This window comes from Brevundimonas sp. (genome assembly GCF_036400995.1).
Classification (GTDB): Bacteria; Pseudomonadota; Alphaproteobacteria; order Caulobacterales; family Caulobacteraceae; genus Brevundimonas.
Genome location: NZ_DASWWG010000055.1, coordinates 71,197 through 88,020 on the forward strand (window position 1 = coordinate 71,197; position 16,824 = coordinate 88,020).

Genomic DNA, 16,824 nt, shown 5'->3' on the forward strand with positions numbered 1-16,824 from the left:
CAGACCTTCAGGACATCCGATCATGGAACTTCCTATCGACTTCGCCACGCTCCGCCTGATCTGGTGGGGACTGCTGGGCGTGCTGCTGATTGCCTTCGCCCTGACGGACGGGTTCGATCTCGGCGTCGGCGCCCTTCTGCCCTTCGTCGCCAAGACCGATGAAGAGCGCCGCATGGTGATCAACACCGTCGGCGCCACCTGGGAGGGCAACCAGGTGTGGTTCATCCTCGGCGGCGGCGCGATCTTCGCCGCCTGGCCCTTCGTCTACGCCGTCAGCTTCTCCGGCTTCTACCTGGCCATGTTCCTGGTGCTGTCGGCCCTGATCCTGCGGCCTGTCTCGTTCAAATACCGCTCGAAGCGGGCCTCGAAGGGCTGGCGCACGATGTGGGACTGGGGCCTGTTCATCGGCGGCTTCGTCCCCGCGCTGGTCTTCGGCGTGGCGGTCGGCAACGTCCTGCTGGGCGCGCCCTTCCACCTCGATGCCGACCTGCGCAGCTTCTATGACGGCAGCCTGCTGGGCCTGTTCACCCCGTTCAGCCTGGTCGCCGGCCTGCTGTCGGTCTGCATGCTGGTCCTGCACGGCGCCGCCTGGTTGTCGGTCAAGGCCGAGCCGGGACCCGTGCTGGAGCGCGCCCGCCTGTACGGCACGATCGCCGGCGTCCTGGCGCTGGTGCTGTTCGCGGTCGGCGGCCTGTTCATCGCCTTCGGCGACATGGGCTACCGCATCAGCGGCGCGCTGGACCCCAACGGCTTCTCCAACCCGCTGCGCACGACGGTCGAGGCCGCGCCGGGCGCCTGGCTGGACAACTACGGCCGCTATCCGTGGATGCTGATCGCCCCGGCGTTGGGCTTCCTCGGCGCGCTGGCCGGTCTGGCCGGGATGTGGCGCCGGTCCGCGCCGCTGGCCTTCGGCGGATCGTCGGCCTCGGCGGTCGGGATCATCTCGACCGTGGGCCTGTCGATGTTCCCCTTCATCCTGCCCAGCTCGATCCACCCGCAATCCAGCCTGACAGTCTGGAACGCGTCGTCCAGCCACCTGACGCTGTTCATCATGCTGATCTGCACGGTGATCTTCCTGCCGCTCGTCCTCGCCTACACCGCCTGGGTCTACAAGGTGCTGTGGGGGCGGAGCACGACCACGGCGCTCAAGACCAACCCTGACCTTTACTGAGACCGGAGGAGTTCTGACCCATGTGGTATTTTGCCTGGATCCTTGGCCTCGGTCTGGCGGTGGCGTTCGGCGTGCTGAACGGCCTGTGGCATGAGTTCCACCTGTTCGATGAGGGCGACAGCGGCCTGTCCACTCCAGATGCGTCGAAAGAGGGCGATGTTCCCCTCTAGTCCGACGGGCCTGACCACGCGGGAGCTGATCGAGCGCTACGACGCCCACGCCCCGCGCTACACCTCCTATCCGACGGCGGCGCAGTTCACGCCCGCCGTCGGCGCCGGGGACTGGGGCCGCTGGCTGGACGCCGCCGACCCCGGACGCGCGGTCTCCCTCTATCTGCACATCCCCTTCTGCAAGCGGCTGTGCTGGTACTGCGGCTGCAACACCCGGGCGGTGAACCGCGAAAGCGTCATCACCAGCTACGTCGACCTGCTGCTGCGCGAGGCCGATCTGGTGGTGGCGCGGATGGGGCGGCGCCCGCGCGTCGGCTCCATCCATTTCGGCGGCGGGACGCCCAATATGTTGCCGCCGGCCGATCTGGAGCGGCTGTACGCCGGTCTGGCCGCCCGTTTCGACCTGAGCGACTGCTTCGAGGTCGCGGCCGAGCTGGACCCCGAGGTCCTGACGCAGGACTGGATCGAGGCCGCCGGACGCATCGGCCTCAGCCGCGCCAGCCTCGGGGTCCAGGATCTGTCGCCCGAGGTGCAGGCGGCCGTGAACCGCCCGGAGCGGTTCGAGACCATCCAGTGGGCGTTAGAAGCCCTGCGGGCGCAGGGCGTCGCGTCGGTCAATCTGGACCTGATGTACGGCCTGCCCCGGCAGACCATCGAACATGTCGTCAGCACCCTCGGGCTCGTCACGACGCTGAGGCCCGAGCGCATCGCCCTGTTCGGCTACGCTCATGTCCCGTGGATGAAGCCCCATCAGAAGCTGATCCATGACGGGGACCTGCCGGATGCGGAGACCCGTTTCGCCCAGAGCCAGGCCGCGGCCCGGTATCTGACCGCAAAGGGCTGGCGGGCCGTGGGTCTGGACCATTTCGCCCTGCCGCATGACGCGCTGGCCGCGGCGGATCGGGCCGGAAGGCTGCGTCGCAACTTCCAGGGCTACACGACCGACGAGGCCGAGGTGCTGATCGGTCTGGGCGCGTCCGCGATCAGCCACGCGCCGGGCGGCTACGCCCAGAACCACACGCTTGAGCGAGAATGGCGCGCGGCGGTCGAGCGGGGCGAGCTGCCGGTCGCGCGCGGCGTCGCCCTGACCGGGCGGGACGCCTTCATCGGCGAGATCATCGAGCGGCTCATGTGCGACTTCGCCGTCGATGTGCCGGGCGTCGCCGAACAGTGCGGCCGCGATCTGGCCGAGGTCGCGGGAGCCTGGCCGCTGCTGCGCCGGTTCCGACGGGATGGCCTGGTCGAGGTGAGCGAGGGCAGGGTGGTCGTCACTCCCGCGGGGCGCCCGTTCGTGCGCGCGGTTTGCGCCACCTTCGATCCCGACGCGGCGCGGATCCAGCAGCGGCACGCCAAGGTCATCTGACTGGACAGATTGTCCTACCCTTCAAGGGTTTGCGCTGGATCAAGGCCGCGCCGGTCAAGGTGGCTCATCCCTCTTTCAAGACGCTCGCAACCGGTCGCATGAGGCGGCCCCGGGCGTCGGGGATGACTGAGATGAACACCCGCACCCTGATCCTCGCCGCCGCTGCGGCGACCGCCTTCGCTGTCCCGGCGATGGCCCAGACCGCAACCGCCTGGGAAGCCCCGCGCAAGGGCGACTGGCTGGTCACCGGCCGCGTCACGGATGTCTTCAGCGGCGCCGACGACGCCATCATGACCAGCGCCGGCGCCGACAGCGGCCTGCATGTGGACGTCGGCGACAGCGTGATGCCGACCCTCGGCTTTACTTACTTCCTGACCGACCATCTGGCGGTCGAGGCCATTCTCGGCACGACCCAGCACGAGATCCGCGCCAAGGGCGCCGGAACCGATGTCGCCGTGCACGAGACCTGGGTCCTGCCGCCGGTGGTCACCCTGCAGTACCGGCCCCTGACCGGCGGCCGGGTCAGCCCCTATGTCGGCGCGGGCGTCAACTACATGCTGTTCTACAGCGGCGATGACCGGAACGGCTTCACCGTCGATCTGGACGACGGCTTCGGCTACGCCCTGCAGGCGGGTGCGGACATCGGCATCCAGGGGCCGTGGAGCCTCAACGTCGACGTCAAGAAGGTCTGGTTCAACACCGACGCCGAGATCAACGGCGGGGCGCTGGAGAGCGACGTCAATCTCGACCCGTGGGTGGTGTCGGTCGGGGTCAGCCGGAAGTTCTGACATGACCGGGCCGGGCCTGCGTCGTGCGGGCCCGGCTTTCCTTTGGCCTGTCCGTCTCGCGGCTGGAGATTGCGAGTGATTATCGGTATTGAGGCGAGATGCTCGACCGCGCCGCCCTCCGACCCGTCCGCCCCGCGCCAGCCGCGAGATAGGCATGACGGCGATCCCCTTCACGACACCGCCTCCGGAGCGACCGGAGACACGCCGGCCTCGCGCGGCGTCGGCGGGGCGTGTTGCGGCCTATGCGCTCGCGGCGGCGGCGCATGCGGGGGTGATGGCGCTGGTAGGACTGCAGGCGACCCCGACGCCTGACGGCGGCGCGGCCCCGGTCATCAACCTGACCCTGGAGCCGTCGCCTCGCTTCGATTCCGAGACGCCGCCCGCCGCGGCCTCGACCGCAGAATCCGCCGCGCGGGCGCAGGCGCAGTCGGCGCCGGTGGTGTCTCCGCTGCGCCTGCGTGAAACGCCGGCGCCCCTCCCGTCCGACCTGACCCTGCCGCTACCGAGCCGCGTGGCCGAGCCCACGCCCCGGGCGAGGGATGCGCGGGAGCCGGGAGAACAGCAGGGCGCGGCCCAGGCGCCGGACGGCGCGGGCTCCGGCCGGGCCTCGACCGACAACTCGGTCGCCGGCGCGACCCAGGGCGGGGGCGGGCAGGCGCTGGGCGCCGCCGCCGCGGCCGACACCGATCTCTACGCCGCGCAGGTCCTGGCCTGGATCGAACGCCACAAGCGCCACCCCGGCGGCGCGCAGGGCGTGGTCACCGTCACCTTCCGGCTGGACCGTCAGGGGCGGGTGCACGGCCTGCGGCTGGCCCGGTCCAGCGGCGTCCGCGCGCTCGATCGCTCGGCCATGGACCAGATCCTGGCCACCCAGCCGTTCCCGCGTCCCGGCGCGGGCGTCCGCTGGGTCCGCCGCGAGTTCACGGTGAACATCGACTACCGGGCCCGGCCGGGCGGCTAGAGCGCCTCGAGGAAGGCGACGAGGTCGTCGATCTCGTCATTGGTCAGGTTCAGCGGCTCCAGCATCGGGTCCGTCTTCGGGAACAGGGGATCGTTCTCCTGTCCGGGTTGCGGACGCGGATGGGCGCCCCCGGCGTTGTAGAAGCGGACCACCCCCTCCATCAGCGGGAACAGGCCGTTGTGCATCCACGGTCCGGTGCGTGACGCACCCAGCAGGCTGGGGGTCCGGAACGCGCCGACATCGCCCGCCAGCCCGGTCACCTCATAGCGGCCCAGATCCTCACGCTCGCGGCCGTAGAAGGTCAGGCCGAGGTTGTGGAAGCGGCCGTCGCTGAACACCGGCCCGCTGTGACAGCTGGCGCAGGCGGCCTTGGTGCGGAAGATGTGCAGGCCGCGCAGCTGCTGGTCGTTCAATGCCCGGCGGTCGCCGCCGATGAAACGCCGCCAGCGCGCCTGACCGGGCCGCAGGCTGCGTTGGAACGCCGCCAGCGCCTTGGCGATGCGATCGACGGTGACCGTCCCGTCTCCGAAGGCCGCGCGGAAGCCCTCTGCATATGAGGGATCGGCGGCGATGCGCGCCTCGATCTCGGGCAGGGCTCCGGCCATTTCCAGCGGATCGACGATCGGGTGCAGGCTCTGGGCCTCCAGCGTCCCGGCGCGACCGTCCCAGAACAGGGTCGGCAGCCAGGCGGCCGGCGCCACCGACGGCGAGTTGCGGCGTCCCCTCTGGCGGTCATGGCCGAAGGAGGTGCGCAGGCCGTCGGCGAAGCCCAGCTCCTGCGCGTGGCACGAGGCGCAGGCGATCTGGCCCGAGGCCGACAGGCGCGGATCGTCGAACAGGCGACGGCCCAGGGCGGCCTTCTCGGGCGTGGTCGGATTGTCCGCCGGCGCGGGCGCCGGGGGCAGGGCGCCGAATTCGGTGAATTCGGCGCCGGTTCTCAGCACCGGCGCGGGCCAGGTCTCCGGCGCCCCGGCGTAGGCCGCGCGCAGGTCCTCGTCCGTCGGGTTCGCCGGCAGGACGACGCGCACCGGCGCGGCGCTGTCCTGCGCGCGCACGCCGTCGAACGCCCAAGCCCCCGCGATCAGGCCGACCGCGAGGACGAGGGCGGCCGGAACGGCGCGCCGGGAGATGTGTCTCAGTAGCGGAATTTCACCGACACCCATGCATTGCGGCCCAGCTGATAGGGCTGCGTCGTGGAGAGGTAGTCCTCGTTCAGGACCGTGTTGAACACATTGTTGATCCGCGCGTCCACGCTGACCGTGCCGTAGCTGGTGCGCACCACCTCGGCCTCGACGCCCAGGTTCACGTCCACCGAGTCCGACAGGTCGACCTTGTCATAGACGTCGTAGCTCGTGCCGCCGACGTTGATGTTCACGCCGGTGTCGGTGACCAGCTCCACACCCTGGCGATAGCGGGCGTTGACGTTGGTGCGGACCCGCCCGTCCAGCCAGCGCGCGCTCCAGTCGGCGTTGACGATGAACGGCGAGGCGTAGTCCTCGAGCTGGTTGTCCGACAGCGCCTGCAGCATGTCGACGACCTCGCCCTGGTAGTAGACCATGCGGCCGGACAGCTCGACCTCGTCCGCCATGTCGAACAGGCCGATGTTGGTCGCGTCGGTGTGCGAGAAATTGGTGCTCAGGGTCACGGTGTGATCGGCGCCGATCGGGCGGCTGTATTCCAGCGACAGGCCCTGGTAGCTGCGCTCGCCGTCATTGGTGGCGTAGTAGACGGTGCGCGTCGCGGTCGTCCCGGTTTCGCGGTCATAGATCTCGGTGAAGCGGGCCGAGCGGGAGATCTGGTCGCGGCCCTCGCGCAGCACGCCCTTGATCCGGTACTCGCCGCCGATCCACGCCATCGGGCCCGTCAGCGCCAGCGTCGCCTCGTCCGAATAGGGGGTGTCCAGATCCAGCCCCGAGTAGCGGGTGCTGTCGGTGTGGTTGGTCAGGACCCAGTTGTCGCTCCAGCGGCGCTCGGTCCCGACGATGGTCGGGGTGCGGCTGTAGGTGCGGGTCACGCCCGAGCCCTCGCGCAGGGCGTAACCGACGAAGCTGCGGTTGTAGTAGCGGTTGATCCCCGCCGTGACATTGATCCCGGCCCACGGCAGGTCGCGCGACACCGACAGGCGCGGCGAGATGTTGTGGTTGTCCAGGAAGCTCTCGTGGTCGTAGCGCAGGCCCGCGCGGACATCGAAGCCGGCCAGCTGGAACTCGTACTCCCCCCACAGGGCGTAGGACTCGATCCCGGCGTTGGCGTCGAAGGCGCCGTAGCGCAGCTGGGTGGTCAGGGCGTAGGCGCCGTTGCGGCAGGCCAGGCTCTCGCCCGTGGTGCAGACCGTGTTGACGTTGCTGTTGGTGGTCAGGTGCGAGATCAGCTCCTGCGGGCGCTCGCGGTGCGCTTCGATGTGCGAGACCTCGAACCCGGCGGCCAGGTTGCCGAAGCCCAGCGGCTGCTCCCACTGGCCCTTCAGGGTGGTGACCTGCTGGTCCTGGTAGAAGTCGCCGGCGGCGCCGATGGTGCAGCTCGAACCGGTCGAGCAGCCGGTCATGCCGGGCGCCGAGCTGGAGATGTTGTAGGTGCCCCAGGGGGCGTCGCGGTCGTTGTCGGTGTCGGCGTGGCTCAGGTCCAGGCTCCAGGCCGCATTGCCCCGCTCGCCGTCCAGACCGATCCGGGCGGTCACGCCGCCGCCGTTCGAGGTGATCAGGTTGTCGTAGGCGGTGTTGGTCTGGCGCGCCTCGCTCTCATAGGGGCTGTAGGCGATCTGGCCGGTCAGCTGGATCGCGTCGGTGAGGTCGTACTCGCCCTTCAGCAGGTAGTTCTCCGACCGGCTGCGCTGCCCCCACGAGCCCCAGGCCGTGTAGTTGTTGCCCGGGAAGTTGGTGACCGTGGCGTTGGTCTGGTTGTAGCCCGCCAGCAGGCGCAGGCGTTCGTTGACCGGCAGGTCGACGTTGAAGCCGAACCGCTCCTTCTCGAACTGCGGCGTCGCGGGCGGGGCGGTCGAACCGAGTTCCTCGCGGGCCAGGTCCGACATCCGGTATTCGGCCATGCCGTCGCTGGTCAGGCCGTAGTAGCTCTGGAAGCCGAAGGTGTGGGCCGGCGCCCGGGTGGTGATCTCCACCACCCCGCCCTGGAAGTCGCCGTAGCGGGCCGAGATGTTCGAATCCCGCACCGTCAGCTCGCCGACCAGGCTGGAGTCGACCCAGTGGGTCTGGGCCGAGGCGGCGGCCACGCCCGCGCCGGTGAAGTCGCCGGGGTTGGCGTCCTCGTCATAGGCGTAGGAATTCACCCCGACGCCGTCGAGCACGAACAGGTTGTCGTTGATGGACCCGCCCGAGATGGACAGGGTCTCAGGCCGCAGGTCCTGCAGGTCATCGCGCGTCGCATTGCCGGCCGAGTTGCTGAACTGGGCGGTCGGCAGGATGCGCAGCAGGCTGTTCACATCGCCCGAGCCCGGGGCGCGGTCCTGCACCGCCTCACGGTTCAGTGAGGTCGTCCCCGACTCGCCGCCGCGGCCATAGACCGGCGCGGGGGGCGGGGCGTTGGTGCTGTCATCCACGACCACGGTCGGAACCGGTTGGGTCGCCTGTTGCGCGTCCTGCGCCGCGGCGAACCCGGCATGGGCCAGCAGGGCGGTCGCCGCCGCTGACGAAAGAAGATGACGCATGGACATGGCACTGCACCCCGTTTGATCCGAAGGGCGCTGCGTTATCCCTGTTCAGTTGCTTGTGCAACTCGTTATCAATATCAAACTTGGCGACAGCATCGTCGCACCCCCGGTGAACCGACGGGAAGGGGTCAGACCGACCTGAGCCAGGTCCAGACGTCGTCCGGTCGCTCGATGACGCTGATGCCGGCGGGCGCCGGTCCGCCCCGGCCGCGAAGACGGCCCGGCGGCACGCCGAAGCGGGCGCGGAAGACGCGGTTGAAATGGGCGTCCGACCGGAAGCCGTGGGCATAGCCGATCTCGCCCAGGGTGCGGCGTTCCTCGGGGTCGCCGACAATGGCGTCGAAGGCGCGGTCGAGCCGCCGGGTCTGGATGAAGCTCGCCACGCCGCCGGCCGGGGTCAGGGCCCGGTACAGCTGTCCGCGAGACACCTTCAGCCGCGCCAGCAGGATCGCCGGCGTCAGGTCCGGATCGTCCAGATGGTCATCGACGAGCGCTCTCGCGGCGGCCAGCAGGGACCGTTCCGACAGCGGCGCGGCGGGGCCGGCCTGGACGGCGTGGGCGGCGATCGTCGAGGCGATCAGGCCCGCCGCGGCCGTGACGATGCCCGCCGCCTCGGCCGCCGTCACCGTGTCGGAATACTCCCACATCTTGCGCAGATGGGCGCCCAGCAGATGGCCGGACGCGCTGTCCTCGCTGATGATCAGCCCGTGCAGGTCGCGACGTCCGGCGTCGCCCAGCAACGTGCGGGGCAGCATGATGTTCAGTGTACGGAAGGCGCCGGTCGTCAGGTCAAACGGACGCGCCATGTCGACCAGGCGGATCGAGCCCATCCCGTCATCGGCCAGGCGTCCGTCGTAGTCGGCGCGCCAGCCCTCGCTCTCCAGCACCAGCACGGCCTGGATCGCGTCGCTGCCGTCCGCCGAGATGTGGCGTTGATCCCTCCTGAACCTCTGGGCGACGCCCTCGCAGGAGCCGAACACCACGCCGTCGAGGTTGTAGCCCTCCAGCCGGTTGCGGAAGCGATCGACGGGGGAGAGCAGGGTGATCTCGAACAGGTGCGCGCAGGCGCGACGATACAGGGCGGCGGCGTCCGCCTGTTCGGCGGCGTCCAGCACCCAGACATCCCTCGGAAGGCGCGTCGTCCCGTGAATGTCGCCCTCCCTCGCTCGTCCCGTCCGGCCGCTCGCGTCCCGATCCTTTCGGGAAACGGCGGTTTCTTGCTGCGCATTGCTCGCAATAGGCGAACAAACAGTCAAGTTTGCTGAACACCCAGACAATGACTCGCCGGGACGGTGCGACGATAATGTCAAGGTGCGGCGTGGGAGCCGCGGGGGTGAGACCTATGCTGAATCTGGTGCGTGCCGTCGCCGGTCGCGGGCTGTCTGCTGCGCAAGCGGTGCAGGGAGGCCTGGCCGTCTTGTGGGCGCTGACGGTCGGGCGTCGCGGCCTGAAGACGGCGGCGGTCGGCCTGCTGGTCGCGCTCCTGAGCCCGGGCCTCGCGCTCGCCTCGCCCCTGTGCGACGCCGTCAACGCCGGCGCCTTCAACCAGACCGCGACCTATCTGAACGGCGCGGTGACCGCGACCGACTCCCGGGAGACCATCGGCAGCAGCAACTTCAACGGCATTATCACCCCCTCCTGGACCGGTCCGGCGGCGGCGCGGTGGTACGGCGGGGGCGCGACCTACGCGCATACGGCGGGTGAGACGATCACCATCTCGGTGACCGTCAACGCCTCGGCCGGCGTGCTGCGGGGCTCGTTCTATCGTGGCCTCACCTCCAGTACGGTGGGCAGCCAGATCCAGTACGTCGAGAGCACCGGCTCCTTCTCCTACACGCTCCCGGCCACGGAATATGCGCTCGACGCCCGTCTGCAGCAGACCGGCAGCGCGACCGGCACGATCTCGATGACGGCGACCTGCGCTTCGGCGGCGCCCACGATCAGCAGCATCAGCCCGGACGAAGGGCCGACGGCGGGCGGGACGAGCGTGACCCTGACCGGCACGAACTTCACCGGCGGGACCATCACCGTCGACGGCTCGACGGTGACGCCGTCCGCGCTGAGCGCTACTTCGGCCACCTTCACGACGCCGGCCCACGCGGCGGGCGCGATCGTCGTGGCGCTGACCACGCCCGGCGGCACGGCCACGACCGGCTATACCTTTATCGACCCGCCGATGGTGACCGCCGTGTCGCCGACCGCCGGGCCGACCGGCGGGGGCCAGACGGTCATCATCACCGGCACGAACTTCTCCAACGCCACGGCCGTGACATTCGGCGGCACGGCGGCGACGGGCTACACCGTCAACGGCGCCACCCAGATCACCGCGACGGCTCCGGCCGGGGCGCCGGGCACGGTGGATATCCGCGTCACCACGGCGGGCGGGACCAGCGCGACCAGCGCCGCGGACCAGTACACCTATGTCGTGGCCCCGACGGTGAACGCGGTCTCGCCGAACGCGGGCCCCACGGCCGGCGGCACGACGGTGGTCATCACCGGCACGGGCTTCGCCGCGGCGCCGGGCACGGGCGCGGTCAGGTTCGGCGCGTCGAACGCGACCTACACCATCAACAGCAACACCCAGATCACCGCGACCTCCCCGGCCAATTCGGCGGGCACCTACGACATCACCGTCACCACGCCCGGCGGGACCAGCGCCACCTCGGCGCAGGACCAGTTCACCTATGTGGGGTCGCCGACGGTGACGGCTCTGTCGCCGACCTCGGGACCGACGTCGGGCGGGCAGACGGTGGTGATCACCGGCACGAACCTGGCGACCGCCTCCGCGGTGACCTTCGGCGGCACGGCGGCGACGGGCTTCACGGTCAACAGCAGCACCCAGATCACGGCGACCTCGCCGGCCATGGCCGCCGGCACGACGAACGTGCGCGTGACGACCGTGGGCGGGACCAGCGCCACCGGCGCGGCCAACCAGTACACCGCCGTCTCGGCGCCGGTCTCCAGCTCGCAGACCTACGGCTCGATCGTCGCCTATAACGACGGCTCGAACCTGACGACGAACATCGACGTGGGCCTGTACCTGACCGGCGGCGACGCCCCGACCAGCTTCGCGGTCGGCTCGGCCACGACGGCCCAGGGCGGCTCGGTCAGCGTCAACTCCAGCGGCATCGCGACCTATACGCCGCCGGTCGGATACCGGAACGCCAACGACAGCTTCACCTGGACGGCGACCAACCAGGGCGGCACGTCCGCTCCGGCGACGGTCACCATCACCCTGGGCAATCCGACGATCTCGGTGACCCTGCCGTCGGGCTCCGCGATCGTCGAGCGCGTCTACAACGCGGGCGGATCGCCGGTGACCTTCAACGGCGGCCGGGCGACCTATACGGTCAACAGCATCAGTGGCCTGCCCTCGGGCCTGACCGATGCGGGCGGCGGCGTCATCAGCGGTTCCCCGCAGGTCAACGGCGTCTTCACCGTCACCGTCAATGTGACCGACAGCTCGCTGGGCGCCGGGCCCTACAACGCCAACACCACCGCGATCCTGAGCATCAACCTGCCGCCGGCCCCGGTGGCCTCGTCCTTCTCCATCAGCGGCCTGACCTACAACTCGGGCGCGGCCACGGCGACGACCTTCAGCGCGGCCCCGCACACGACCGAAAGCCCGACCGGCTACCAGGTCGGCGCCTCGTCCTACGGCGGCTCGGTCAGCGTCGATAGCGCCGGCCTGATGAGCTACACCCCGCCGGTCGGCTTCCGCGGCACCGACGTCTTCAACTGGGTCGCCACCAACGCGGGCGGCACGTCCAACGTCGGCCAGGTCTTCCTCACCGTGGACGATCCGGTCTTCGCGGTCAGCCTGCCGGCCGCCACCGGCACCGTGGGCGAGGCCTACAACACCGGCGCCTCAACCGTGACGATGAGCGGCGGCAACGGGCCCTACAACAACTTCTCGGCCACCGGCCTGCCGCCGGGCCTGTCGATGGACAGCTCGGGCGTGATCACCGGCACGCCGACGACCGCGACCAGCAACACCATCGTGGTCACGGCCACCGACAGCTCGGGCGGCAACGGCAGCTACACCAGCACCGCCTCGGCCACCCTGACCATTGCGGCTCCGACCATCATCCTGTCCCCGGGCGCCGGCGCCCTGCCGGGCGCGCAGGCAGGCAGCTACTACGGCCAGACCTTCACCACCACCGGCGGTGTCGGCCCGATGAGCCATTCGGTGACGGCGGGCGCCCTTCCGCCGGGCCTGGGCCTGGACACGAACGGCGTCCTCTCCGGCACGCCGACCGCGACCGGAACCTACAACTTCACGGTCACGGCCACGGACAGCAGCGGCAACAGCTACACCGGCTCCGCGGCCTACAGCATCACCGTGCTGGCGCCGACGATCACCGTCAGCCCCGGATCGCTTCCGGGCGCGACGGTCGGCGCGGCCTACAGCCAGACCTTCACCGCCTCGGGCGGCACGGGGACCTACAGCTACAGCGTCTCCGCAGGGACGCTGCCGAACGGGTTGACGCTGACCGCCGCCGGCGTCCTCTCGGGCACGCCGACGGCGGGCGGCAACTTCAGCTTCACGGTCGAGGCCACCGATTCCACCAGCGGCGGAACCTACACGGGCGCGCAGGCCTACACCCTGTCGGTCGGCAGCCCGAACATCGTCGTCTCCGGTTCGCCCGCGGGCGGCACGGCGGGCAACGCCTACAGCACCAGCCTGTCGGCTTCGGGCGGCACCGCCGGCTACACCTTCAGCCTCCTCGCGGGATCGCTCCCGCCGGGGCTGACGCTGGCCACGGACGGGACCATCTCCGGCACGCCGACCGGCGGCGGGACCTATAATTTCACCGTCACGGCCACCGACAGTTCGGGCGGCGCGGGCCCCTACGCGGGCAGCGCGGCCTTCGCGATCACCATCGGCGCGCCGACGATCACCGTGAACCCGGCCACGATGCCCAGCTTCCAGATCGGGGCGGACGGCGCGCGGACGGTCACCGCCTCGGGCGGCGTGGGTCCCTACACCTTCGCCGTCACCACGGGCGCGCTGCCCGCGGGCGTGAGCCTGGCCGCTGACGGCCAGATCACCGGCACGCCGACCTCGGCGGGCGCGTTCAACTTCACCATCACGGCCACGGACAGCACGACCGGCGCCGGTCCCTACACGGGCTCGCGCGCCTACACCGTCAACGTCACCGCCCCGGCCCTGACGATGACGCCGTCCAGCCTGACCGGCATGAGCGTCGGTTCGCCCTTCACCGCCAGCATCACGGCCGGCGGCGCGACGGCGCCGTTCAGCTACTTCCTGTACGGCGGCACGGTTCTGCCGCCGGGGCTGAGCCTGGCTTCCGACGGGACGATCACCGGCACGCCGACGGCGGGCGGTGCCTTCAGCTTCACCATCGCCGCCACCGACAGCTCGACGGGGACGGGCGCGCCCTTCACCGTCGCGCGGGCCTTCAACGTCACGGTCGCCGCCCCGGTGGTGACCCTGGCGCCCACGACCCTGGTCGATGGCCGGATGGGGACCGCCTATGACGCCGATCTGACGGCGTCGGGCGGAACGGCTCCCTATATCTACAGCGTCACCGCCGGCGCCCTGCCGGCGGGGATCACCCTGTCGACCGCCGGCGAGCTGACCGGAACGCCGACGGTGCACGGGACCTTCAACTTCACCGTCCAGGCGCGGGATTCCTCGACCGGCGCCGGTCCCTACACCGGCAGCCGGGCCTACAGCCTGGTGATCGCCGTGCCCAACCCGCCGGTGGCGGGGGCGGTCAACGCCACGGTCGGCTACAATGCTTCGGCCACGTCGATCGCCGCGGCCCTGTCGGGCGGGACGGCGGACAGCGTCGCGATCGGAACCGGACCCTCGCACGGCGCGGTGTCGGTCAGCGGCCTGGGCTTCGTCTACACCCCGGACACCGGCTATTTCGGCGCCGACAGCTTCACCTACACGGCGACCAACGACGGCGGGACCTCGGCCCCGGCGACGGTGTCGGTGACCGTCAGCACGCCTCCGGCCCCGGTGGTCTCCGACCGGTCGGGGGTCGCGGTGGGCTATAACAGCAGCGGGACGGCCATCGACCTGACCGCCTCGGTCAGCGGCGTGTCCGGCAGCCTCGCCGTCGCCTCGGCTCCGGCCCACGGCACGACCAGCGTCTCGGGCAATGTGGTCACCTACACCCCGACCGCCGGCTACTTCGGTCCGGACAGCTTCACCTTCACGGCGACGGGCCCCGGCGGGACCTCGGCTCCGGCGACGGTGTCGCTGACGGTGGCGACCCCGCCGCCGCCGGTGGTCACGCCGCCGACCGATCCGGTCGTCGTGACCCCGCCCTCGGGCGGCGGCAGCAACACCGTGACGGTCAACCTCGGCGCCAGCACCTCGGGCGTCACCGACGACATCCGTATCGGAACCGACGGCCAGAACGGCACGGCCTCCATCTCCGGCGACGGCTCGGCCGGCAACCCCTGGACCCTGAACTACACCCCCGCGGCCAACTTCATGGGCACGGACACGGTGTCGGTCATCGCCTCGGGCCCCGGCGGGGACTCGGCTCCGGCCACCTTCACCTTCCAGGTGCCGGGCAAGGCGCCGGACCTGTCGGCCTCGGTCCTGTCCAACGCCTCGGTGACGATCTCGCCGACGGCGGGGCTGGTCGGCGGTCCGTTCAGCGCCGTGCGCATCACCCGCGCTCCGGCCTTCGGTTCGGCGACGGTCAGCGGACTGGACATCATCTTCACCCCGGGCGCCTCGAACGGCGGCTCGACCTCGCTCGACTATGTCATCGACCTGCCGTTCGGCACGTCGGCGGCCGGGCGGATCGACCTGACCTCGAACCTCGTGCCCGGCGTACAGGCCCTGACGGCGGAAACCCTGCAGGGCGTGCCGGTGACGGTGCGGATCAGCAATACGACCGGCGGGCCCTTCACCGGCGCCGCCGTGGTGTCGGTCGGCCCGACCACCGCGGGCACGGCGACCGTCGCCGGCGCCGGCGGCGCCTGGGACCTGACCTTCACCCCGGCGTCGGCCTTCAGCGGCCAGGCCGTGGTGACCTTCAGCCTGACCAACAGCTTCGGGACGACCAACGGCGCCGCGACCATCACGGTCCAGGCCCGTCCGGACCCGTCGCTGGACCCGGAAGTCACCGGCCTGGCCACCAGCCAGGTCACCTCGGCCCGTCGTTTCGCCGACGCCCAGATCAACAACTTCCAGCGTCGCCTGCAGGACCTGCATGACGGCGTGAACGGTTCGTCGAACGGGCTCAGCTTCAACGTCGGCTTCGGCGGACAGGCGGATCTGGACAATGATCCCCGCGAGGCCCTGCGTCGCGAACTGGGCCAGCGTGAACGGGTCGACCCGGGCGCGCTCGCCGATGATCGCTCGCGCGAGATGCTGGGACTGGACCTCTGGGCCGGTCGTGACGTCTCGACCGACCGTACCGGCGTCGCCGGTGACCGCCTCGGCGTGCTCCCGACCTCGGGCGGCGAAGGCCGCGGGTCCGACGTCGGCTTCTGGACCGCCGGTTCGGTGGACTGGGGCCGTCAGGACGCCCAGGGGCAGCGCGACTACCGCTTCACCACGCAAGGGGTGACCGCGGGCGTCGACATGCGCCTGAACGACCAGCTGATCGTCGGCGGCGGCCTCGGCTACGGCGAGGACAAGACCAAGATCGGCAATGAGGGCTCGGTCTCGAACGCCCATGCCTTCACCGGCGCCCTGTACGCCAGCTGGCGTCCGGCCGAGGCCTTCTACATCGACGGCGTGATCGGCTGGTCCGACCTCGACTTCTCGTCGCGGCGCTGGACCACCGGGATCGGCGGCGATCCGGACGCCTTCGCCGAGGGCGATCGCTCGGGCGACTCCCGCTTCCTGTCGGCCGCCTTCGGCCGGATCGTGAAGCGGGACACCGTGACCAGCGAGTTCTACGCCCGCCTCGATGCGCGCTCGATCACGCTGGACGCCTTCACCGAGACCGGGGCGGGCCTGTCCTCCCTGGCCTGGGATGAGGTCGAGCAGGACAGCGTGTCCGCCAACATCGGCGCCGTCTGGCGCTGGGTGATCGAGGACCGCGCCCTGGGCCTGATGCGGCCGACGGCCCGCATCGAGTGGTCGCATGAGTTCGAGGACCTGGGCGACCAGGGCGTGCGTTACGCCGACTGGGCCGCCAGCCCGACCTATCTGGTCCCGCTGGACGCCTGGTCGCGCAACACGATCCGTCTGGATCTCGGGGGCGACTGGACCCTGAGCGAGCGGATGACCCTCGGACTGGGCTACCGCGGCGCCTTCGGTGACGCGGGCACAAGCCACGGCGGAGAAATCCGGCTCAAGTTCGGATGGTGAGGACAGGGGGCCGCGGACACATCGTCCGCGGCCCCTGATCTTTTCGGGGCCACGCCGCCGCCTGCCGGAGCCGTCGAACCCGCCCCCTCCGTGGACGGCGCAAGCCGCAGCCCCGGGCGGCGCGCAACGGGCCCGGTTGCGGCTGACCGGTCGACTATCGACCGGGGCGGATCACTTTTTTTGCTGCACTACCCGTCTGGATTGTGTGTCGGGAATTGGCATCATCTATCCGGAAGTCGCTGTTCCGGGGTCGTTTTGTTCCTGTCGACGGATTTCATCGGACGATGAATCTTCTGTCCTCCGGGGGCGCCGGGATGCTCTTTCGGCGCGTGCCGGGCAGCCCCCCTGACCGGTCAGGAATCGTCGCTTTGCCGGTTGCGATATCGTTGCTACGCA

The 16,824-nt window shown here is 70.4% G+C and carries 9 protein-coding genes; 6 read left to right on the forward strand and 3 right to left on the reverse strand.

Translation table 11 applies throughout. The annotated features are described in order from the left end of the window. Positions 1-22 precede the first annotated feature (22 nt). The 5 genes from cydB (at position 23) to VGE03_RS07785 (ending at position 4,453) form a co-directional block, all read left to right on the forward strand. Positions 23-1,171, forward strand: a complete 1,149-nt coding sequence (cydB, locus tag VGE03_RS07765; protein ID WP_331045907.1) for a cytochrome d ubiquinol oxidase subunit II — start codon at positions 23-25, stop codon at positions 1,169-1,171. A 20-nt stretch (positions 1,172-1,191) separates the two neighbouring features. Further along, the gene (gene cydX, locus VGE03_RS07770) at positions 1,192-1,341 is read left to right on the forward strand and encodes a cytochrome bd-I oxidase subunit CydX (protein WP_331045908.1); all 150 of its coding nucleotides are present in this window, start codon (positions 1,192-1,194) and stop codon (positions 1,339-1,341) included. Next, complete coding sequence (gene hemN / locus VGE03_RS07775; protein ID WP_331045909.1) at positions 1,328-2,704, forward strand: oxygen-independent coproporphyrinogen III oxidase; 1,377 nt, start codon at positions 1,328-1,330, stop codon at positions 2,702-2,704. Before cydX ends, hemN begins: the two co-directional genes overlap by 14 nt. Positions 2,705-2,835: 131 nt before the next feature. Next, a complete protein-coding gene (locus VGE03_RS07780) occupies positions 2,836-3,492 on the forward strand; it encodes an OmpW/AlkL family protein (RefSeq protein ID WP_414644910.1) in 657 nt (218 codons plus the stop codon). Between the two features lie 274 nt (positions 3,493-3,766). Then, positions 3,767-4,453, forward strand: coding sequence for an energy transducer TonB (locus VGE03_RS07785; RefSeq protein WP_331045911.1), 687 nt, complete (start codon positions 3,767-3,769; stop codon positions 4,451-4,453). Here VGE03_RS07785 and VGE03_RS07790 read toward each other — a convergent pair. The 3 genes from VGE03_RS07790 to VGE03_RS07800 all read right to left on the reverse strand — a co-directional run bounded on the left by VGE03_RS07790 (position 4,450) and on the right by VGE03_RS07800 (position 9,232). Next, positions 4,450-5,616 carry a cytochrome-c peroxidase gene (locus tag VGE03_RS07790; protein WP_331045912.1) on the reverse strand — a complete coding sequence of 389 codons (1,167 nt, stop codon included), beginning with the start codon at positions 5,614-5,616 and terminating at the stop codon, positions 4,450-4,452. The genes VGE03_RS07785 and VGE03_RS07790 overlap by 4 nt on opposite strands. Beyond that, positions 5,589-8,114: a hypothetical protein gene (locus VGE03_RS07795; RefSeq protein WP_331045913.1), complete on the reverse strand. Its 2,526-nt coding sequence runs from the start codon at positions 8,112-8,114 to the stop codon at positions 5,589-5,591. Before VGE03_RS07795 ends, VGE03_RS07790 begins: the two co-directional genes overlap by 28 nt. Before the next feature lie 131 nt (positions 8,115-8,245). Continuing rightward, entirely contained in the window at positions 8,246-9,232 is a 987-nt protein-coding gene (locus tag VGE03_RS07800; RefSeq protein ID WP_331045914.1) for a helix-turn-helix domain-containing protein, read from the reverse strand. A gap of 302 nt (positions 9,233-9,534) precedes the next feature. On the opposite strand from VGE03_RS07800, the gene VGE03_RS07805 reads away from it, so the two are divergent. Further along, on the forward strand, positions 9,535-16,428 hold the full coding sequence (locus VGE03_RS07805) for a putative Ig domain-containing protein (protein WP_331045915.1): 6,894 nt from the start codon (positions 9,535-9,537) through the stop codon (positions 16,426-16,428). The last annotated feature ends 396 nt before the right edge of the window (positions 16,429-16,824 follow it).